The 20206-nt window shown below is 47.5% G+C and carries 18 protein-coding genes; 8 read left to right on the forward strand and 10 right to left on the reverse strand.

Translation table 11 applies throughout. From position 1 onward, the window contains the following. Positions 1-27 precede the first annotated feature (27 nt). Both BMY62_RS08395 and BMY62_RS08400 read left to right on the forward strand, forming a co-directional pair. Positions 28-1947 (forward strand): Lnb N-terminal periplasmic domain-containing protein, encoded by a 1920-nt coding sequence (locus BMY62_RS08395; protein ID WP_256207510.1) that lies wholly within the window; start codon positions 28-30, stop codon positions 1945-1947. 84 nt (positions 1948-2031) lie between these two features. Further along, positions 2032-3000, forward strand: coding sequence for a calcium/sodium antiporter (locus BMY62_RS08400; RefSeq protein WP_090658580.1), 969 nt, complete (start codon positions 2032-2034; stop codon positions 2998-3000). A 394-nt stretch (positions 3001-3394) separates the two neighbouring features. Here the strand turns inward: BMY62_RS08400 and BMY62_RS08405 are convergent, their stop codons facing one another. Beyond that, positions 3395-3997, reverse strand: a complete 603-nt coding sequence (locus BMY62_RS08405; RefSeq protein WP_090658582.1) for a DUF4202 domain-containing protein — start codon at positions 3995-3997, stop codon at positions 3395-3397. 179 nt (positions 3998-4176) lie between these two features. Between BMY62_RS08405 and msrB the strand changes: the two genes are divergently transcribed. After that, positions 4177-4689 carry a peptide-methionine (R)-S-oxide reductase MsrB gene (gene msrB / locus BMY62_RS08410; protein ID WP_090658584.1) on the forward strand — a complete coding sequence of 171 codons (513 nt, stop codon included), beginning with the start codon at positions 4177-4179 and terminating at the stop codon, positions 4687-4689. Positions 4690-4744: 55 nt separating this feature from the next. Here the strand turns inward: msrB and BMY62_RS08415 are convergent, their stop codons facing one another. The 5 genes from BMY62_RS08415 to BMY62_RS08435 form a co-directional block, all read right to left on the reverse strand. Next, a complete protein-coding gene (locus BMY62_RS08415) occupies positions 4745-6928 on the reverse strand; it encodes an FAD-dependent oxidoreductase (protein WP_090658586.1) in 2184 nt (727 codons plus the stop codon). 30 nt (positions 6929-6958) lie between these two features. Next, complete coding sequence (locus tag BMY62_RS08420; RefSeq protein WP_256207511.1) at positions 6959-7921, reverse strand: radical SAM protein; 963 nt, start codon at positions 7919-7921, stop codon at positions 6959-6961. Further along, positions 7918-8964 carry a methyltransferase domain-containing protein gene (locus BMY62_RS08425; protein WP_090658588.1) on the reverse strand — a complete coding sequence of 349 codons (1047 nt, stop codon included), beginning with the start codon at positions 8962-8964 and terminating at the stop codon, positions 7918-7920. The genes BMY62_RS08420 and BMY62_RS08425 overlap by 4 nt, the downstream gene beginning before the upstream one ends. 67 nt (positions 8965-9031) lie before the next feature. Then, positions 9032-9706 (reverse strand): TIGR04283 family arsenosugar biosynthesis glycosyltransferase, encoded by a 675-nt coding sequence (locus BMY62_RS08430; RefSeq protein ID WP_090658590.1) that lies wholly within the window; start codon positions 9704-9706, stop codon positions 9032-9034. Beyond that, on the reverse strand, positions 9699-10397 hold the full coding sequence (locus BMY62_RS08435; protein WP_090658592.1) for a TIGR04282 family arsenosugar biosynthesis glycosyltransferase: 699 nt from the start codon (positions 10395-10397) through the stop codon (positions 9699-9701). The genes BMY62_RS08430 and BMY62_RS08435 overlap by 8 nt, the downstream gene beginning before the upstream one ends. Positions 10398-10757: 360 nt before the next feature. On the opposite strand from BMY62_RS08435, the gene BMY62_RS08440 reads away from it, so the two are divergent. Both BMY62_RS08440 and BMY62_RS08445 read left to right on the forward strand, forming a co-directional pair. Then, the gene (locus BMY62_RS08440; protein WP_090658650.1) at positions 10758-11162 is read left to right on the forward strand and encodes a response regulator; all 405 of its coding nucleotides are present in this window, start codon (positions 10758-10760) and stop codon (positions 11160-11162) included. Positions 11163-11189: 27 nt separating this feature from the next. Then, the gene (locus tag BMY62_RS08445) at positions 11190-12677 is read left to right on the forward strand and encodes a sensor histidine kinase (protein ID WP_090658594.1); all 1488 of its coding nucleotides are present in this window, start codon (positions 11190-11192) and stop codon (positions 12675-12677) included. Here BMY62_RS08445 and BMY62_RS08450 read toward each other — a convergent pair. The 3 genes from BMY62_RS08450 to dnaB all read right to left on the reverse strand — a co-directional run bounded on the left by BMY62_RS08450 (position 12663) and on the right by dnaB (position 16169). After that, positions 12663-13340 (reverse strand): class I SAM-dependent methyltransferase, encoded by a 678-nt coding sequence (locus BMY62_RS08450; protein ID WP_090658596.1) that lies wholly within the window; start codon positions 13338-13340, stop codon positions 12663-12665. The two genes, BMY62_RS08445 and BMY62_RS08450, sit on opposite strands and share 15 nt — an antisense overlap. Before the next feature lie 83 nt (positions 13341-13423). Beyond that, positions 13424-14596, reverse strand: coding sequence for an FAD-dependent monooxygenase (locus BMY62_RS08455; protein WP_090658597.1), 1173 nt, complete (start codon positions 14594-14596; stop codon positions 13424-13426). A 184-nt stretch (positions 14597-14780) separates the two neighbouring features. Next, a complete protein-coding gene (gene dnaB / locus BMY62_RS08460) occupies positions 14781-16169 on the reverse strand; it encodes a replicative DNA helicase (protein ID WP_090658651.1) in 1389 nt (462 codons plus the stop codon). A 526-nt stretch (positions 16170-16695) separates the two neighbouring features. Between dnaB and BMY62_RS08465 the strand changes: the two genes are divergently transcribed. The 3 genes from BMY62_RS08465 to BMY62_RS08475 all read left to right on the forward strand — a co-directional run bounded on the left by BMY62_RS08465 (position 16696) and on the right by BMY62_RS08475 (position 19670). Beyond that, complete coding sequence (locus tag BMY62_RS08465; protein WP_090658600.1) at positions 16696-17919, forward strand: porin family protein; 1224 nt, start codon at positions 16696-16698, stop codon at positions 17917-17919. A 248-nt stretch (positions 17920-18167) separates the two neighbouring features. Further along, positions 18168-19391: a beta-ketoacyl-ACP synthase II gene (gene fabF / locus BMY62_RS08470; RefSeq protein ID WP_090658603.1), complete on the forward strand. Its 1224-nt coding sequence runs from the start codon at positions 18168-18170 to the stop codon at positions 19389-19391. A gap of 15 nt (positions 19392-19406) precedes the next feature. Next, on the forward strand, positions 19407-19670 hold the full coding sequence (locus BMY62_RS08475; RefSeq protein ID WP_090658605.1) for an acyl carrier protein: 264 nt from the start codon (positions 19407-19409) through the stop codon (positions 19668-19670). Positions 19671-19720: 50 nt separating this feature from the next. Here the strand turns inward: BMY62_RS08475 and BMY62_RS08480 are convergent, their stop codons facing one another. Continuing rightward, complete coding sequence (locus tag BMY62_RS08480) at positions 19721-20140, reverse strand: secondary thiamine-phosphate synthase enzyme YjbQ (protein ID WP_090658607.1); 420 nt, start codon at positions 20138-20140, stop codon at positions 19721-19723. Between the last annotated feature and the right edge of the window lie 66 nt (positions 20141-20206).

The following is a 20206-nucleotide window of genomic DNA, read 5'->3' on the forward strand; positions in this document are numbered from 1 at the left end:
TCCTGCACCCCGATCTACGGGTTCTTCGTGCCACCCTATTTACTTGCCGCCGGAATAGTAGCTGTCTGCTTTTACTTGTTCCCTGACAGCGCTTACTCCAGAAACAATCATAGCAACGATTACCTGACCGAACTTCAGCAACAAGCCAAACAGTTGCAACTGAGTGAGCAGCGTGTCTGGCACCTGTTGCTAAAATACAAGCCGCAATTATTCGGTGGCGTCGTCAGTGAAGCAGACGGCATGGATTTTTTCAATGCGCCTGACGGGAAAACCAATCCAGAATCCGAATTGACGGCAACGCTGGCAAGTTTTTTTTTCACCACAGAAGATCCGGCAGATAACAGCGAGCATCCGCAATGTAATTTTCCCGCTCGTTTCAAATGGTTGAACCAGCAACTACAGTTCGACACCAACCGCCTCCAGATACAGAAATGCGACCGACTTGAACGCTGGATCAACGAGCTGGACCCGGTGGGTGTCACACTGGTTTTTGCATCCTATTATTTAAATAATCCGGCTTCGATGTTTGGTCATACACTGGTGCGCATCGACAGCAGGGACCGGCAAGACGACAAGAAGCTCACAAATTACGGGGCAAATTATGCAGCGGTTCCGGATACCGATAATCCGTTTCTGTATGCCTGGCGTGGCCTGACCGGCTCATTTGAGGGAAGATTTGCCATCTTTCCTTATTACACCAAGGTTCAGGAATATAACAATCTGGAAAGCCGTGATCTCTGGGAATACGAACTCAACTTCACAGAAACACAGTTAAACACCATGCTGCTGCATCTATGGGAACTTGGCGGCACCCATTTTGATTATTATTATTTTCAGGAAAACTGCTCCTACCATGTTTTATCGCTTTTTGAAATCGCCAGACCGGAACTGCATTTAAAAGATCAATTCATTTTCAGCGTTATACCCGCTGATACGGTCAAAATCGTCGTAGCACAGGACAATCTGGTCAAAAGGGTCGTATATCGACCGTCAATTGTGAGCCAGTTGAATCAAAAAAGGCAACTGATGACCAACGCACAGCGCCGGATTTTTCGTGCTCTCGTCAAAGAGAAATTGACACCGGACGCCCCCGAATTCAAACAGCTCCCGGATCGAACTCAAGCACTTTTGCTGGATGCTTATATGGACTTGCTTCAATATCAAAGTATGCGAGAGCAACGCGCTGGTGAAGTAAAAATTCCGTACCCGGTTTTACTGGCACGTAGCCGTCTGAATACTGACGATGCAGAACATAATTCCTTATCTTACTTCTCCAGTCCACCGCATCTCGGCCACGGCGCAGACCGTCTACGGATTGCTGCGGGCCATAATGATCGAGAACCTTTTATAGAATTTGCCTACCGGCCCGCCTATCATGATTTAATGGCCCGAGACGAGGGCTATGACAAGGACTCAGAAATCATTTTTATGGATTTCAAGCTGCGCTATTTTTTCGAGTCCGAGCGCATACGCCTTGACCAGGCGCGGTTGTTATCAATTACTGCACTAAACCCGTACGACCCACAGTTTGTTAAGCCATCATGGCGCTTCGATTTCAGCATAGACACGCTCAGAGAGCAGGACTGCGGCTATTGCAATACAGTTTCAGGCAGCTACGGCAGAGGCATTGCCTACCGTCCCGACTTTTTCTCACCGATTTTGTTATTTTCGTTTCTGGATCTGAAGGCCGACGTTTCCAGTCATTTGAAACAGAATTACCGGTTTGGCGGCAATGCGGAACTGGGCGCGTTTTACAACTTCAACCATCAACTGAGAATCAGGCTGGCGGGCAGCTACCGTGTGTATTTTCTTGGAGACAAGAAGCGATTTTTCACCACGCACGTTGTCACTCGATATGCGCTCACACAAAATCTCGATATGCGGATGGAATACAACCGATATGACCATAACAATGAGAGCATCTTTGCTGTAAATTATTACTTTTAGCACGCTGTTACTGACTGGTCAATTGGCTGCAACGTATTTTCTCTATTACATTTTACGAATAACGAGACACGACCACGACATTTTATGATTGAAGCTTTTCTGGCCGTTGCAGCAGGTCTGATATTGCTCGCCTGGAGTGCAGACCGTTTTGTAGAGGGTGCCGCCGTCACCGCCCGCCATTTCGGTATGCCGCCGCTATTGATCGGCATGGTAATTGTCGGTTTTGGTACATCTGCGCCCGAAATGGTGGTGTCCGTGCTTGCCGCATCGCAGGGAAATCCCGGTATCGCGCTCGGCAATGCTTATGGTTCAAACATCACCAACATCGCCCTGATTCTGGGACTCACTGCGGTCATCAGCCCCATAACCGTACACTCGCTGGTTTTGCGCAAGGAACTCCCTGTCCTTGCCATTGTGACCATGCTGGCAGCCATACAGCTCTGGAATGGTCATATTTCCCGTCTCGACGCGGGCGTATTGCTTGGCGTGTTTGGTGTACTGATGACATGGGCAATCAGGCAGGGACTGCAGGAAAAAACCGACACACTGGGTACGGAAATCAAGCATGCACTGGAATCCCGTGAAATGCCTATCCGGCGAGCTGTATTCTGGCTGATTACCGGACTGGTGCTGTTGATCATAAGCTCCCGTTTGCTTGTCTGGGGCGCAGTGGCCATCGCACAGGGATTCGGTGTCAGCGATCTTGTCATCGGCTTGACCGTCGTAGCTGTTGGCACATCACTGCCCGAACTTGCTTCTTCAATCATCGCTGCCCGCAAAGGTGAACACGACATTGCACTCGGCAATGTCATTGGTTCCAACCTATTCAATACGCTGGCTGTCGTTGGCATCGCTGGCATGATTCATCCGATGTCGGTGGATCCGGCTGTACTAAGCCGGGACATGCCCGTCATGGCGGCACTGACCCTTTCGCTTTTCATCATCGGCTACGGATCCCACGGTCACGGTCGCATCAACCGCGTCGAGGGATCTCTGCTACTAGCCTGCTATACGGGTTATACCGTTTACCTGATCGGGACAACATTTGGCTAGATGCGTGTGATTGATTTTGTCCTGCTTGGTTACGCAACGGGCAATAATGCAGTTTTAATATGCATCGATTTATAATGTGTATCAGGCCGCAAACAGCTTACATGAATGGAACCGATGCACAAGACGCCCTGCTGACAGATCAAGAATTGACATCAATATTGATGACTTCAGACTAATAATGCAATCTGTTATTAAAGCCTGCTACAGCAAATGCTTTCAGCCCGGTGCTGTGAAGCAGCAGTAATTATAAGCCGAAGAAAATATATTTCTCTACGAGACTCGCGTAGCTGGGAACGGTTGGTTGGGTTATTTTACGAACAATAATATGTTGGTACGGTATCTCTAGCCGTAATTGTAACAATAGCATGTACCACCATATAGTTTTGCTCAGCGTTTATTCGCGCATCACATTTCCAATCCGGCCACTCATCAACTCCGGCAGCTTTATCTTCCCAGCTTGCACAAAACGGTGCGCCCGCTCGGACAGTTTATTCCAGATTCGCCGAATAATATCGTTCCATTTAACTTCATCGTATTCGGGATGTCTTGCCACGAAGTCGGCCAGGTAGTGTTCCAGAAAAACGAGCCCGGCCACGTCTTCAAGCAATTGCGATTCCGGATTTGTTTTGAGTGATCGTTTGCTGATGATTTGTTTTACGCGTGTGATCATATCCTGATCGTAACCGGCCTCTTCCAGCAGATTGCCTACGGTATCGGCATGGAACATGTTCAACGCAGCGCGCCATTGATGGTAGCCTTTTCGATTCAGCGGAAAATCATTGCGTGGTATCTTCCAGCGCTGAATATGCTGCGCCCTGGCAGCAAGTCTGACGGCGTCACCGGCCTCTGGTGCATAACGTTTCAGCATCTGTGACATGCGCTGCGCGTACAACAGTTCTTTGGGCCAGTTCTTGTCATCGCTGGTTTCCATGTTCGGGTCCTCGCTGTTGACAACGTCTATCAATGCAATGGCGATGTTAAAACGTTTATCGGTCATAATGTCATAACCTCTGCTCACCCCTGACAAAAAATTGTATTTTCAGGGTCGTTGCTCCATTCGCTCCATTCATATTGCCAAAACGCTGTTCCAGCGTTATCGTTCAATTTTAAAAAGTTTACAGCATTCCCGCATATGTTTTCCATTTGCATAGCGGAAAAATCTTATAGGAAACATGAATGAATAGACGCACCGTATTAAAGGGGTTTGCAGCAGCACCCGTGTTGCCGTTAATGCCGGGCTGCACCAGGGTAGTGGGCGAAGCCGAAATTCCGGTAACGCCGCTTAACAAACCGCGCAAGGAATGGCGTGGGCTGGTTTCAACGAGAGCCTATGAAATATTGTTCGAGGAGGCAACGGAGCGACCGGAATCCAGTAATTTAATATATGAAACGCGCGAAGGCACGTATCTGTGCGCCGCATGTTACCTGCCGCTGTTTGAAAGCAGGCACAAATATGAAAGCTGGACCGGCTGGCCAAGTTTTACCGAACCAATTGCAGGTCATATCGCGACCAAAATCGACTTCAAAATGATCTGGCCGCGTACCGAATACCATTGCGTACGCTGCGGAGGCCATCAGGGTCACGTCTTCAATGACGGCCCTCCACCTCGCGGGGAGCGCTGGTGCAATAACGGTTATGCCCTGAAATTCGTACCGGTTGAAGATGCACTGCCAGCACTGAGAGGCTGATAACCAGGATCTGAAAACAGGAGCAGGCCGGTTTTTTAGCGTATCGGGCATTGTCTCAATCCCGCAGCTGTTGTCTGTCCGCTTGACTGGCCTTTTCCCCGCGCCGCCAGGCATGAAACCGCTCAACCCACTGCAACAGTTTCTCCGGCGCATGCGCGCGCTTCCATTTCCCGGCAGCGTATTTATTGGCTTCAGGCCAGGTCGGATAGGTGTGGATAGTCCCGAGGATTTTGTTTAGCCCTAATCCATGTTTCATCGCCAGCACATACTCGGCCAGTAAATCACTAGCGTGTTTGCCGGCTATGGTCACACCCAGAATACGATCTTTGCCCGGTACTGTTAGCACCTTGATGAACCCGTCTGTTGCTTCGTCGGTAATAGCACGATCCAGATCGTCTAATCCGTATCGTGTCACTTCCACGGCCACGCCGCGCGCATTGGCTTCATCCTCAGACAGTCCGGCCCGGGCAATTTCCGGGTCGGTAAAAGTCGTCCATGGAATCACCGAATAATCTGCTTTGAAGCGCTTGAAATCGCCGAATAACGCATTGACAGACGCATACCATGCCTGATGCGCAGCAGTGTGCGTAAACTGATAAGGCCCGGCAACATCCCCGCAGGTATAAATATTTGGATAAATCGTTTGCAGCCAGGCGTTTGTATCAATGGTACGCCGGGAAGTAACCGAAATGCCCAGCTCTTCAAGTCCAAATCCTTCGGTGCGAGGTCTACGGCCAACTGCACACAGGATAGCGTCAAAGGCAATTGCCTGTTCCCGGCCATGCTGATCCTGCACGATAAGCCGCTGCACCTTGCCATCCGGCTCATGGGCAATTTCACACCGAACGGCTTTGGTATGTGTCAATAACTGCACACCGTCTTCCTGTAGAGCGTTTTTGACCAATGTCCGCGCATCGGAATCTTCCCGTTGCAGCAGATCGTCCTGTTCAATTTGAATCACCTGGCTGTCGAGTCGTGCAAAAGCCTGTGCCAGTTCGCAACCGATCGGTCCACCACCCAGTACAATTAATCGTTCAGGACGCTCCGTCAACGACCAGATGGTATCAGAAGTAAAATAACGCATCGACTCAAGCCCAGGAATATCAGGTACTACCGGGCTTGCGCCGGATGCGATGACAATTGCCCGTGTAGTCAAAGTCTGGCCGTTAACTTCAACTGACCAGGGTGACGTGATTCTGGCATGGCCTTCGACCACTTCAACACCAAGTCGAGTATAACGTTCAATGGAATCATGCGGCTCAACAGCTTTGATGACACGTTGAACCCGTGCCATTACGTCGGCAAAATCATAGTTTACCTGGATTTGCTTGACGCCAAGCGATACAGATTGGCGCGCTTCTTTCAAAAAACCGGCCGAGCGGATCAACGTTTTGGACGGAACGCAACCGTAATTAAGACAGTCGCCTCCCATTTTATGGCTTTCAATAAGCGTCACTTTGGCACGTACTGCCGCAGCAATATACGCGGTTACCAGGCCTGCCGCGCCCGCACCAATAACAACCAGATTACGGTCGAATGTTTCTGGTTTGGACCAGCGCGCATATAGTCGGCGCTTTTTGGCGATCCCGACACCCCATCGCGCAAGCCATGGAAAAACAGCCAATAGCAGAAACGACAGAATGAGCCCCGGAGACAGAATATCTGACAAATTGTCGATTGAAGCAAGCTGTGTTCCTGCATTGACATAAACTGCACTGCCAGGAAACATGCCGATCAGGGTGACCCAGAAAAAAATACCGCTGCGAATGCGAGTAAGTCCCATAAGCAGATTGATCAGAAAAAAAGGAAATGCAGGTACCAGACGCAGTGAAAACAGATAAAACACACCATCGCGTTCAAGTCCGTTATTGATTGTTTCCAGTCGGTCTCCAAAACGGCGTTGCACGGTATCGCGCAAGATGTAACGCGATGCCCAAAACGCCAGTGTAGCGCCGACAGTGGCAGAAACCAGTACAACCGGCACCGCGATCCATAGTCCGAACATCGCGCCACCCGCCAGCGTCATCACCGCAGCGCCTGGCAAAGACAGCGCGGCCATAATAATATACGTCAGCGAATAAATGCCGATAACAAGAAACGGTTCATCTTTGTATACCTGCTGCAGCATGTCATTGCTGGATTTCAGCATGTCCAGACTAAAATAACGCTGCAAATCAAATCCAAAAAACAAAATAATGAGCAGACCCAGCAGGCACAGCAACCACCAGCGTTTGTTCATTTAGTTATCCTTGTGTGTCAATGCACCGCACTATTTGATCTCACTACATGAGGCGCCGAATTTAAAACAACTGTAACAGCGGTGATGCTTCATGCTCACAGGAATTACCAGACTTTCGGTCAGTGTTTCGGCCAGTGCATAATCGGCATCGTCGTCAACCAGTGTGCAGGCATACACCCAACAGCGGTTATTCTGTCTGACCACCATGCGACTGAATGCACACATGAATTCTCGACGCGACGCTTTCGTCTGAAAATCAAGCATGCAATGTTGAGTAATCTGTGGCGCCGAAACAACCGCTTCAGGCGGATAAAATTCGGGAAATTCGATCCTGCGCAAATTTTCTGGCAGCCCCGCTGCGCGAAACACGTCCGCAAAACGTTGCCCGATCTGTTCGGCCGCCATATCCGGCAACACCTGACTGGCCACTGATAATTGGAATCCCATGTCATGCAGCTTGCGCATCCCTTCCAAAGCAAGTTCAAACATGCCTTCTCCGCGATTTTTGTCATGCTCTGCTGCGTCATAATGGTCCAGACTAACCCGAAAATGCAACTGATGCTGGCGGTCCAGTAATGGCCGTAGTTGATGCAGACGTCTGATCAATGGCTCGGTGGCATTGGTCAGCACCAGACAGGGGCGACTGCTTAGTGCATAATCCAGAATACGCACAAAATCCTTATTGACAAAAGGTTCCCCGCCGGTGAACGAGAATTGTCGAACACCGAGTATCAATGCTTCATCGATATAAGGCCGGGCATCGTCAAAACGCATCAGTTGCAGACGGCTGTCTCCGGGCCTGGAACCTTCCAGGCAAAACGGGCAGGACAGATTGCATGCCGTGCCGGTATGCAGCCACAGTTCATCGAGTCCGTGCGAGTCAATAAATCCGCGCGGTTCGCCTTTTGAAGTCACATACCATTGAGGCGATCGCTTGCGCGTATTTACTGTACGCTCGCCTGGTATCGTTTTTAACTCAAGCTCTGTCTTCAACAGCAACCGCCTTTCGCTATACTTTGCGTTTCGTCATCAAACGGAATACCCATGCCACACCCTGGGAAAATACCGTAATGCCGATCGAAATTCCCGTAAAAATCAAAATGCGCTGCAAAACGCGTATCATGCAACATACGCCAGGTATTGCCACAAACCGGGAACTGTCTGCCCGTCTCAATCAAGTGATGCTTGTCGAGTAAAAATGCATGCGGGTGATGTGGTATGGTGCCGCGATAAACGACTGCCTGCCCGTGATCTTCGCAAGCCAGTTCAAGTTCAGGCAATTTGAATAATCGATAGGTAGCCGAGTAAAACCGAATATTTCCGATTTTATTTCGAAGTTGTGAATCATCAATCGAAATTGACCGGTCTGTAACCAGCCGCGGATCGATAAAACCCTGCCCACGCGCTAACGGCACAAAATCATTCCAATACAGTGCACCGCTTAAACACTCGCCATAGAGAACCGGATCGTTGACCAGAGCCCTGGGAATACGCCTGTCGCTGTAAACATCAGAAAAATAGAGCTCTCCACCCGGTTTTAGTACCCGGTAAGCCTCGCGCAATACAGCTGCTTTATCCATCGCCAGATTGATCACGCAATTCGACACAATGATATCGATGCTCGAATCAGCCAGATCCAGCTCATCGAGCTGTTCAATGTAGCCGTATAAAAACCGCACGTTGTTACGCCGGTATCCAAATGCCTGCCGATGGAATTTTTCATGTTTGCGCGCAACCGCAAGCTGCTCTTCGGTCATATCCACGCCAATAACTTTTCCTTTTTCGCCGACCAACTGTGACAACAAATAAACATCCCGCCCTGCACCACAACCAAGATCAAGAACCGTCAACCCCTCCAATTGTTCGGGCAGCACAAGACCGCATCCATAGTAGCGCGACAGCACTTCTTCATGCACTCTGGACAGCATCGGTTTGATATATTCAGGCAATCGCGCATCTGTGCAACAGGCATTTGTTTTCAGATCGTGCGTACCGGACAGAGTTTCTCCATAATATTTTTGTACAACTTCCTGCATAATTTTCCCCGGTTTAGGTAATAATCAAAACTGTCTGATAATTGGGTTGCTTGATCAACAAACTACTTTACTGGTAACGCTCCGCCAGCACGTCAGGCGTTGCACCGCATGCAAACTTCAGTGCCAGTTTACGGTTATACCAGGTCCGCCGCCACCAGCCATCCCGTTGCCAGCGTCTCGAATCAACAAATATATGTTCGCGCAATGCAGCAAAACTACCCAGGCGCCTCGCACCATGCACAAGCGGCACCTCTTCAAACAAAGGCCACGGCGCATGGCCGCCAGCTGCAAAATAGCTTTTACGCAATATAAAAAGCCCTTGATCTCCGTAGGGCACACCAAAGCGACAACGTAATGCAATTGCCGGTTCCAGAATTCTTGCAGGCCACTGACGCGGCACGTCAAAACGAAAGGTAAAATATCCTCCGATGGCACCCCGCTGAAGCGCGTCTTTCATCGCTGTAAAGGCATTGTTCGAAATACGTGCATCCGCATGTAAAAACCATAGCACATCCCCTTGCGCTATTGCAGCACCGGTTGACAGTTGTTGTCCCCGGCATGGAAGGCAAGGCAACCAGCTTGCACCGCCGGCATTGCAGATATCTCGACAGGTTATGCTGCTGTCACCGTCAGCCACTATAATTTCGTTCACACATTTCGGCATGCGCTGTAATTGCTTCAACAGACTGTGCAGCTTCTTTTCGTCCCTGTAGCAGGGAATTATGACACTGAAATCAGGCATGGTAGCAATCCGGGTTAATGTTCAATGCTGATGCAACGTCTGTAACCAGCGTATATAAAGCCAGACGGGCGGGACGTTCGTCGTTTTCGAGCAAACGCAGCAAGCGAAAAAAGTCATCTGGTTCATCTATATCATAGCTTTCATTCAATATGCTTACCGTATCCATCTCAGCCCGGCAACAGCTGGCCAACGCCACACCCAGACAATCTGTACTCCAGGGCAGCATTGATAAATCCGGCCATGCACACCGGTTGGCCATGAGTACAACACCGCCGTCCACTGCCGGCATCAATACGGCATCGCTATTGCACAAATGCGACCTCACTGCGACGTAATCTGTCTCGCTTATACCAGGAGCATCACTGCCAATAAAAACCAGCCGGGTGGTATTCTGTTTGCGCAACATAGTGTCCAGTGCATTCAGCCGCTGTCCCAAATTGCCCGAAACCTGTGGAATTATTCTGGGTGAAAAACCAGACTGCGACGCCTGCTCCCATGCCCAACTTTTGTCTCGTTCATCCGCCGGAGCAAGTACCACCGGCCCCGGCCATGCCAGTGCGTCTTCTATGGCGCAATTCAAGAGCGCTTGCGCAATCTGCAGTGTTCGTTCCCTGCCAAACCGTGCCGCAAGCCGTTGCTTGCCTATGCCAAGTTGCGGTTTTTTATGTACCAGTACAAGCGTTGTATCCATCGCAAATCAATTTTGGGCCGGTCATTCAGTGATTATATCTTTGCAAAATCATGTTTGTTTTTCAACATGACAGTGCCCGCAAGACCTGATTTTATCTGTTATACATAGTCGGAAAACGCCCGTAAATCTTACAAAAATATACAAATATTATTATTTGCACTCAATAACTTCACATTTTTTTTATAAGCTTATTCTTATAATGGTTATTATATTTACTTATACAGCCAATATAAAAATAAAATAACATAAACTGAAAATAATCAGCAGGAATGACAGCCGTTATTGTTTTTTATATTTTACTTAGATATTCTGACTGATCAAAAACAACTCAGTGAACAAAAAGTAAAAAGGACACTAGACATGACAAAAAGAATCGCACATGTTGATGACGACCCGGATATTCGCGATGCCGTGGCACGTATTCTGGAAAAAAACGGTTACGAAGTAGAACATTATCTAACCATGAAGGATTTTATTGCGTCACTGGAACAAAACAGCAACCCGCCTGATCTGGCCATACTGGATGTTATGGTTGAATCTATGGATGCTGGATTGACTGCCTACGCCGAAATTCAAAAAAATCACCCAAGTATTCAAACTATTTTCCTGACCTCCTTAGGTGACATGATACGACAATACTTTGACAAAGAATCAGATAAATGGGTTTGTGTCATGGAAAAACCTGTTGAGCCTGACAGTCTGCTCAGTGTTATCGAAGATCGTCTTTCTCAAAGTAGTAATAACCAGACCGGTAAAGCATACTAATAAAAAAAACAATAAAAAGGATCGGCCATGGCGAGTGTTCATTTTGACTGGAAAAAATCCTCGGATACTGTTGTGTTACCCGCCAGCAACAGTTACAGCGACTGTGCCGCCAAGCTCAGCGATGATATATTAATCAGCAATATTCGCTGGTTTATCATTTTTCGTTGGGGCGTTATCGGTGCGCTGATTCTGATTCATGTAATAGCGCTGCTGGTACCGGATACATTGATACAGTTCCGCGTAATCGAAGAAAACAATTGGCCGATCACGATTACGTTAATTCTTGGCATAGCCAATCTATTCTACATATACGCACTGAATTCCAGCAATCCCGGTAAATTTAACACACCATCAGTTAATCTATGGTTGCAGATTATTATCGACCTGATCTGTTTGTCCGTAGTCGTGCATTTTATCGGCAGTACGGCAACACCAGCGCCGTTTTTCTATATTCTTCATATCGCACTGGCATGCATTTTTTTTTCAACTCTGGAGAGCCTGCTGGTCGCGCTGCTTGTCAGCGCAATGTACACCCTTGTACTGTTGATTGAATATTCTTTTGCCGGTCAGTTTTTTATAACGCTTTCAGTTGACCCTGCCATCGTTCAGAATGGCAAAACCAAGAATCACATGCTGTTCTGGATGATCGCGCTGGATATCCTGTTTTTTACCGTGTGGTATCTGGTTTCTCGATTATCCCTTGTCGTTAGAGCGCATGAACATCAACTGGCTGAAGCTTACAAACGCATTAACCAAGCACAGCACGAAAAAGACCAATATGCCGTTTTGATGACGCACCAGCTAAAATCACCACTGGATGCTATACGCAGCAAAATTAATTTGATAAAAGGCGGTTATTGCGGAGAGGTTCCCGAAGAAATAAAAGATACATTGCTTAAAATCGACCGACGAGCAACGAATATGGCTGGTTTGATTCTGGATTTGCTCAGACTTCAACGGCTAAAGGAAACCTGCTCATGCAGCGCCGAGACCAAACCCGTCGATATCCAGGAAACTGTACTCAAATGCATAGACAAGCTGACGCCGGTAATCAATACTAAAAACATCACTTTTAATATTTCTGTCGATCCATTTATTTATAATGGAATCCCAGATCAGATTGAGATTCTGGTAGAAAATATTATCGCCAACGCAATTACGTATTCACATGAAAACGGATCAGTTGAAATTACATCAAATATCAGTAAGAAAGGTAAAAACACTACATTGACCATTACCGATCATGGCATTGGTATTGACAGCGATGACCTGCCGAATATCTTCAATGAATATTTTTACTCACCGCGCGCCGCTTCCCACAATAAAGCCACCAGTGGAATCGGCCTGTCGATTGTCAAAATAGCGGCTGAAAACAATTATCTGAATATTGATGTCACCAGCGAGCCCGATAAGGGCACTGCGTTCACCGTCGTGTTTCCTAAAGTACAATTTCCTTTCACAACTGAGAAAACAAAATCCAGTTCAGTCCTGGACAGTTCTCTACAGCAGCAGTGAATTCCCGGAACCAGTTCTTTTTACAGCACGGTAAAATGCGAGCGTACCAAAAGCGGTATTTACAGCCTGTAGCTGTACAACTTCACAGAATCCGGCCCGTTCGAATATATCTGGCAATCTTCCGGCTACGTTGTCGCTGGTATTGTCAAAACCGTCCACCAGTTGTACTGTATAGAAAAGGCATCTCATTAGCCGATTCGCGGCACGTCCCCAGTCCATGACGTACAACTCCCCGCCAGGTTTTAAAACACGCAGCAATTCCGACGCAGCCAAAGCTTTGCTATCACTGCTCAGATGATGAAACAACAGACTTGACAGTATGCGATCAAAATGATGATCGGGATATGGTATTTGTTCAGCAAATGCACGGACAAAATGGATGTCGGCCTGCCTCTGTGCGGCTTTCCGGCCTGCCTGAATGAGCATCGCATGATCACAATCGAGTGCCGAAATATCAATCCCAGGATAATACTGCTCTATCAGCACTGCCAGCGAGCCCGTACCGCAACCGAGATCAAGCACGCGCTGCCCGTTAGCGAGCCCGGCCTGTATCATCAGTGCATACCAGAACCGCATCCCGTAACCGGCGCAACCAGAAACCCGGTCGTAAAATGAGGTCAGGCAATGAAAACCCAAAGCCGGTACATATTTTTTACGTGCCATCTCGTAATTTTGTCACCACATACCGCCGGAATCCTCGTCAATTTTAAAAACTCACGCCCCAGAGGAAAAATAATACCTGATGCTCAGCCTCTTGATCCGAAAATCATGCGCCGAGAGACAAAACGCTTCATTGGCGGACAATTATCCAGCAGGGTCAGTCCCATGCCGCACAGATGCCCGAGCAGCATATTGTCATTAGAAAACAGCTTGATCAGTGAATCCGTGAAAATACGACCACCCTGACTGTCTGCACGCCGACGATCACGGTATCTTGCCAGCATTGGTAACGCGCCAACTTCCTTATTCTCAGAAGCAGCTGCAATCAATTCAAGCGCAAGCTCATAGGCATCTCTGAGGCCGAGATTAAAGCCCTGCCCGGCCACAGGATGTAGCGTTTGGGCAGCGTTCCCGACAAGCGCAATACGTTGCGTAGTCGGCGAAATTGCATATTTAAGCGCCAGAGGAAAACCCGAACGCTTCCCGGTTGCGACAAAACGCCCCAGCCGATCGCCAAAATGATTGTACAATCGCTGCAGAAATTGTGCTTCATTCAGCGCCAGAATCACCTTTGCATTTTCAGGAGACGTTGTCCAAACGAGTGCAAAGTCATCTCCTGAAGGCAGCAGCGCAACCGGTCCTTCTGATGTAAAACGTTCGTATGCAATACCTGTTTGCTGAATTTCGGCTTTTACATTGGCCACGATTGCCCATTGGTCATATGCTTCGGTTTGATAGGCGATGCCTTCAATCTGACTGCTGAGGCGGCCGCCATCGGCCAGCACCAGCAACTTTGCAGTCAAGTCTTTTTCAACGCCCTCATGCTCATATTGAACGTGACCTGAATGCCGATCTGTTGAAAAAGTTTTTACAGCAACACCGGTTTGATACTGAATTTCGTTTTCAACCGTAGCCTCATACAGAGCACGATACAAATCATGATAATTGACCACATAACCAAGTGCCGGCACGCCAGCATCCTCGGTCGTCAAAACGGTGCGACCAAAAAAACCCTTATTTGAAATATGTATAGTTTGTATCGGTGTATGCCTGGAAAGCATGTTCCAGACCCCCAGTCGTCGCAAAATCAGATAGCTGCCGTGTGAAAGAGCCAATGGCCGCTCGTCATCCACTTTTTCTGGCAATCCCCGTGCCTCCAAGAGTAAAACAGTCAGGTTACTGTTACGCAGCGCCAGCGCCAGCGCCATACCCACAGGACCGCCTCCAATAATCACAATATCGTAGTGTTTATCTTGCATGAATTCCCATCATAAATTGTTGACGTCGCACACTCTTTCAAGAAGTCTGTCGCTGAAACAGATCTGCTGCGTCAGATTGATTTTGTAACACTGTAATCTTGGTTATTTAAATTGCACTCGCACGCTGCCCACAGTCAAAAGCCGCTTTCGTTTTAAACCAAAATCCGTTCCAATACAGTCCGTTTTAATAATATTCCTGCTTGGCATAGCTTTCAAAACGTGTATATTCGCCCAGAAAAGTCAAATTAACCTTTCCGATCGGTCCGTTGCGCTGCTTTCCAATAATAATTTCTGCAATACCTTTATCCTGCGTCTCAGGATTATAGACCTCGTCACGATAAATAAATAAAATTACATCGGCATCCTGCTCTATCGCCCCCGACTCGCGCAGATCGGACATTACCGGACGTTTGTTGGGTCGCTGTTCCAGGCTGCGATTCAATTGCGACAGCGCGATGAGTGGCACTTTCAGTTCCTTTGCCAGGCTTTTTAGTGCACGAGATATTTCCGATATCTCGGTTGCCCTATTTTCACCCGGGCTGCTTGATGACATCAGCTGCAGATAATCCACGACAATCAATCCAAGTTCGCCATACTGACGATAGAGCCTCCTTGCCCTTGCCCTGACCTCAAGCGCACTAAGTGCTGCGCTTTCGTCTATGTGTATAGGCGCATCACTGAGTTTACCCAAGGCATGCGTCAACTTCGGCCAGTCATCATCATCCAGCCGTCCGGTACGGACTTTATGCTGATCCAGCCGACCGACCGAACCTAACATACGCATAGCGAGCTGCGCACCACCCATTTCCATGCTGAAAACCGCTACCGGCTTCTCAAGTTCCAAAGCAACATGCTCCGCAATGTTCAGCGAGAACGCCGTTTTTCCCATTGATGGTCTCCCGGCAACGATAATCAAATCACCGGGCTGGAAACCAGAAGTCTTTTGATCCAAATCATGAAACCCTGAAGCGATACCGGTTACATCGTTGGGACTTTCCCGACTGTATAACAGTTCGATGCGCTCAACCACCTCTTTCAAGAGCGGCTGGATGTCAACAAATCCCTGGTTATTGCGCGCACCTTCTTCAGCAATCTCAAATACCCTGGATTCTGCCTCATCCAGCAGGTCAACAGCCGATCGACCGGCAGGATTAAACGCAGACTCCGTTATCTGCACACCCACTTGAGCCAGATTGCGCATTATCGAACGCTCCCGAACTATCTCTGCATACCGTTTAATATTTGCGGCAGATGGTGTGTTCTGTGCCAAAGCACCAATATAAGAAAGTCCGCCAACTGTTTCCAATTCTGCAGACAGTTCAAGTGATTCGGCAACTGTCACAACATCGGCCGGCTTATTATGTTCGATTAATTTACAAATATGTTGAAAAATCAACCGGTGATCATGGCGATAAAAATCATCGCCAATTATGATATCTGCAATTTTGTCCCAGGCTTGATTATCCAGCATCAATCCACCCAGCACCGATTGTTCAGTTTCTATGGAATGCGGTGGCGTTTTGTAGGATTCCAGCACCTCGCTGGTCGTGACATTAAATATGGATTGGGCCATTGTTTGAGTGGATACTAAATATTCGATTCTGATTTTAGCATTTACTGGATTGCAGTTAATAAAAAGTAAATAAAAAAACAATACTGATGTTCATATACATTGATCTGCAATCACCTATCCACATTACTTTATAAAAAAATCGGCTCATAGTAGATATTAGATATACAGGATTATGATTTAATAATTAATAAGTTATTGGCATATCATATAATCCAGATTGAAATATCTGCAGCATCCCGGTAACGATAATGGGGGGATTACCAGTCTTCTATACTTATAGCTCGAAGTGACAAACTAACGCCAGTATCAGTCAAAATCATTTATCAGTTGATATATTTGGATGTTTTCCGCACTAACAGTTTTCTTCAAAACAGCTTAAAAAACGCCTCTGTCTTTCAAATTCCGCGTTGATCCAAGTGATATACTTTATTCATATTTCATTACATTGCAGTACATTATGTCGGAAAATTACAAACACATTAAAATCGATGTTTGATGCTATTGTTTTTTCTAAAAAGCTAACAGCATGACAGCTTTTGGCAAATTACAATGTTCAGCAAAACTGATAGTCCCCGCATTAATTCTGGCACATAGCCAGATTGCTTCAGGATTCGAAATTGGCATTGGGGATTGGCAGGCGCATGGTTTTGTGAGTCAAGGCTATACCTACACATCAGGCAATAATTTCTTTGGCAACAGTCGCAATGATGGCAGTTTCGACTTTAGGGAAATTGGAATCAATGTGGCTGGTAACGTCTATCCAAACTTATTGATCGCTGCACAAGGTCTCTATCGAGATGCCGGTGGCTCGGACACGGATAATTTTCGTCTGGATTTTGCCAATCTGGATTATCAATACCCGATCAACAATGAAAGCACTGTAGGCATTCGCCTGGGACGGATAAAAAACCCGTTCGGCCTGTACAACGATACACGCGATGTTGTCTGGACACGACCGAGTGTGACTTTGCCGCAATCAATCTATTTTGATGCGCTGGCTTTACGTCAGGCAATGATCTCATCTGACGGCGGACTGATTTATGGTCGCCATACATTTGGCAATCATACCCTCAGCGCTGAATTTGTTACCGCCAATCCCCTTGATAACACTGGTGGTGCAACAGAGTTTTTGACTGGGTTATCAGATGCACCCGGAAAGATGACCGGCCGACCGCTGTTTATAGGTCGCGCCGGCTATCAATGGAAGGAAGGCCGGTTCCGCCTGCTGTTCAGTATCGTAGACCTCAATCGGGACTTTAAATCATCTTCTTCCACCGTACCTTCTGGTAATGTCAAAACAACGTATCCACTGGCTTCGGCGCAAATCAATCTGGAAAAATGGAGTTTCACTGCAGAGTATGGTCAAGTCATGACCAAGCGCAGTGAGTCATTATCCAGGGGTATTCCGTTGGACATGACTTCAGAAAGCTTCTATGTTCAGTCCGAATACCGTTTTGCCCCTGACTGGACTGCACTGCTGCGCTTTGACGCATTCTTTGCTGATATTCATGACCGCAGCGGAAAAAAAATGGCTCAAATGACAGGGTTGCCAAAACACATGTTTTTTTCAAGGGACATTACGTTCGGTCTACGCTGGACATTTGCGAAAAATTTTATGGTTGCGGCCGACTACCACAGGGTCCATGGTACCGGGTGGCTATCGCCTGCCGACAACCCAGACCTTTTGCGAGGCTCCGGAGGGGATCCCAACTGGGATCTGGTAACAGTCATGTTTTCCTATCGTTTTTAACTTAACCTGTTGTAATTTATTATTCTATTCCGCAACGACGCGCACTGTGACTGCCCGCTGCCCAAGGTACGATAACAAAAATCCTGTGGGAGACGGCCATTCCTGATACGCAAGCACGGTTTCTCTATACTTATCAAGTTGTTTGACAACAATTCAGGCTATGCAGTATATTTCCAACTGTTAAAAGATTGCATGTAATTTATCAAGTACTTGACGTCCTACCCAAGAACCTTCAATTCAAATTCACTATGCGCATTGTTGTAACCGGAATGGGAATCGTCTCGCCAATAGGCTCCAGTGTCGATCAATTCTGGAATGCAGCCATCAATGGCTTTAATGGTATTGGTCCGATCAAGTGTTTTGACGCATCAAATAACCGGTCTCGCATAGCAGGCGAGATAAAAGATTTTGATCCTAAGTCGTTTTTATCAAACAAACAAATTGAACAGACGGATCGCTTTACGCAGCTGGCTGTAAATGCAGCCAATCAGGCAATTCACGATGCCGGGAGTCTTGATCATTACGAGCCGCGCCGACGCGCAGTCAGTCTGGGATCTGGCATGGGCGGATTTGCAACATTTGAATCATCAGCAGAACGCAAACTAAAGAACCGGTCTATTCCGCCCTTTACCGTTCCCCGAACAATGGCTAATTCCGCTGCCGCCTGGATTGCCACCATACATGGATTAAAAGGCGCAAACCTTACCTGCAGTACAGCGTGCTCCTCTGGCGGCAATGCAATCGGCATGGGCCTTGACCTGCTGCGCGCAGGAAAAGCGGACGCTGTTGTCACCGGCGGTGCAGAGGCCTGTGTATTACCTTTGACGATTGCGGGCTTTGAAGCCTTGTATGCGCTGTCAACCGGCTTCAATGATAATGCACAGTACGCCTCTCGCCCGTTCGCAAAAGGCCGTGACGGCTTTGTTATGGGAGAAGGCGCGGCCATTCTTGTTTTGGAAAAAGAAGATACCGCAATACGACGAGGCGCCAATATTTATGCACAACTGGCTGGTTACGGATGCGCATGCGACGCAACGCATCTGGTAGCACCCGATATCGACGGGCAGGTCGCGGCAATGAGCGCCGTAATCCAGGACGCCGGAATAACGCCTGATTCAATTGACTATATAAACGCACACGCCACATCTACACCACTCGGGGATGTCATTGAAACCAAGGCAATCAGGCAATTATTTGGAAAGCACGCCGAAAAAATTGTCATCAGCGCCACAAAATCCATGATCGGACACACTATCGGCGCATCTGCAGCCATAGGCAGCATTGCCGCAATCCAATCGTTACGTACAGGTATGGTTCATCCAACAATCAATCTGGAAGAAGCAGACCCGGAATGCGATCTCAATTATGCGCCCAATACAGCACTTGCAACAACATTGAGCACTGCTCTATGCAATGCATTCGGATTCGGCGGCAACAATGTCAGTCTCGTTTTCTCAAAACCCAATGTTTAAAACAAGTAACCTGATATGAACACAGAAAATATTGAAACAAAAGTAATTGAATTTATTGCATCGAAAGTAGAGGAAGTGGATGCGTCGACGATAACTCCCGAATCCGAGTTTGAAGCGCTTGGCCTCGACTCCATGGATCGGGTTCAGCTACTATTTGACGCTGAGGAAACATTTGGTGTGACCTTCGAGGACGATGAAGTCAAAGGCTTTCACTGTGTCAAGGACATTATCGACCACATCAGCAGTCATCAGCCCGCTTCTTCATCTAATAATTCATAAGATCTAATTCAGCGTGCTGTACAATTTATTCCGTTGCTTATTGAAAAAAACTACTCGCCATGCACTGTAATCAGGATTTTTCTGCTGCCCCCATCATTACGATGCTCGCATAAATAGATTCCTTGCCAAGTACCCAGATTTAAACAACCATTGGTAACAGGGACAGTCAGGCTAATATCCAGCAAACTGGATTTTAAATGCGCAGGCATATCGTCCGCGCCTTCATCACAGTGTCTGAAATACAGTTCGTTTTCCGGTACGGTGTGATTAAAGTATGTTTCAAAATCCTGGCGCACGTTTGGATCCGCGTTTTCATTTATTGTCAATGATGCTGATGTATGCTGCACAAATATATGCATCAAACCAATGTTAAAATTTTTTAGTTCCGGCAACTGCAGTGCGATTTCGTCAGTAACCAGGTGAAACCCACGGGAACGCGGATTTAATTTGATTTGTTTTTGTAACCACATAGCACGACTCACAATAAATCACAAATATTCATCAATCAAAACAGAAGCACTTTGTGTCCACCGTAC

The organism is Nitrosomonas marina (assembly GCF_900111605.1).
Lineage (GTDB): Bacteria > Pseudomonadota > Gammaproteobacteria > Burkholderiales > Nitrosomonadaceae > Nitrosomonas > Nitrosomonas marina_A.

What these genes read in the sequence shown, in the direction of transcription:
- BMY62_RS08400 (WP_090658580.1), top strand. Translation starts at nt 2,032, where the DNA reads ATGATTGAAGCTTTTCTGGCCGTTGCAGCAGGTCTGATATTGCTCGCC.
- BMY62_RS08405 (WP_090658582.1), bottom strand. Translation starts at nt 3,997, where the DNA reads ATGACCGATAAACGTTTTAACATCGCCATTGCATTGATAGACGTTGTC.
- msrB (WP_090658584.1), top strand. Translation starts at nt 4,177, where the DNA reads ATGAATAGACGCACCGTATTAAAGGGGTTTGCAGCAGCACCCGTGTTG.
- BMY62_RS08415 (WP_090658586.1), bottom strand. Translation starts at nt 6,928, where the DNA reads ATGAACAAACGCTGGTGGTTGCTGTGCCTGCTGGGTCTGCTCATTATT.
- BMY62_RS08425 (WP_090658588.1), bottom strand. Translation starts at nt 8,964, where the DNA reads ATGCAGGAAGTTGTACAAAAATATTATGGAGAAACTCTGTCCGGTACG.
- BMY62_RS08430 (WP_090658590.1), bottom strand. Translation starts at nt 9,706, where the DNA reads ATGCCTGATTTCAGTGTCATAATTCCCTGCTACAGGGACGAAAAGAAG.
- BMY62_RS08435 (WP_090658592.1), bottom strand. Translation starts at nt 10,397, where the DNA reads ATGGATACAACGCTTGTACTGGTACATAAAAAACCGCAACTTGGCATA.
- BMY62_RS08440 (WP_090658650.1), top strand. Translation starts at nt 10,758, where the DNA reads ATGACAAAAAGAATCGCACATGTTGATGACGACCCGGATATTCGCGAT.
- BMY62_RS08445 (WP_090658594.1), top strand. Translation starts at nt 11,190, where the DNA reads ATGGCGAGTGTTCATTTTGACTGGAAAAAATCCTCGGATACTGTTGTG.
- BMY62_RS08450 (WP_090658596.1), bottom strand. Translation starts at nt 13,340, where the DNA reads ATGGCACGTAAAAAATATGTACCGGCTTTGGGTTTTCATTGCCTGACC.
- BMY62_RS08455 (WP_090658597.1), bottom strand. Translation starts at nt 14,596, where the DNA reads ATGCAAGATAAACACTACGATATTGTGATTATTGGAGGCGGTCCTGTG.
- dnaB (WP_090658651.1), bottom strand. Translation starts at nt 16,169, where the DNA reads ATGGCCCAATCCATATTTAATGTCACGACCAGCGAGGTGCTGGAATCC.
- BMY62_RS08465 (WP_090658600.1), top strand. Translation starts at nt 16,696, where the DNA reads ATGACAGCTTTTGGCAAATTACAATGTTCAGCAAAACTGATAGTCCCC.
- fabF (WP_090658603.1), top strand. Translation starts at nt 18,168, where the DNA reads ATGCGCATTGTTGTAACCGGAATGGGAATCGTCTCGCCAATAGGCTCC.
- BMY62_RS08475 (WP_090658605.1), top strand. Translation starts at nt 19,407, where the DNA reads ATGAACACAGAAAATATTGAAACAAAAGTAATTGAATTTATTGCATCG.
- BMY62_RS08480 (WP_090658607.1), bottom strand. Translation starts at nt 20,140, where the DNA reads ATGTGGTTACAAAAACAAATCAAATTAAATCCGCGTTCCCGTGGGTTT.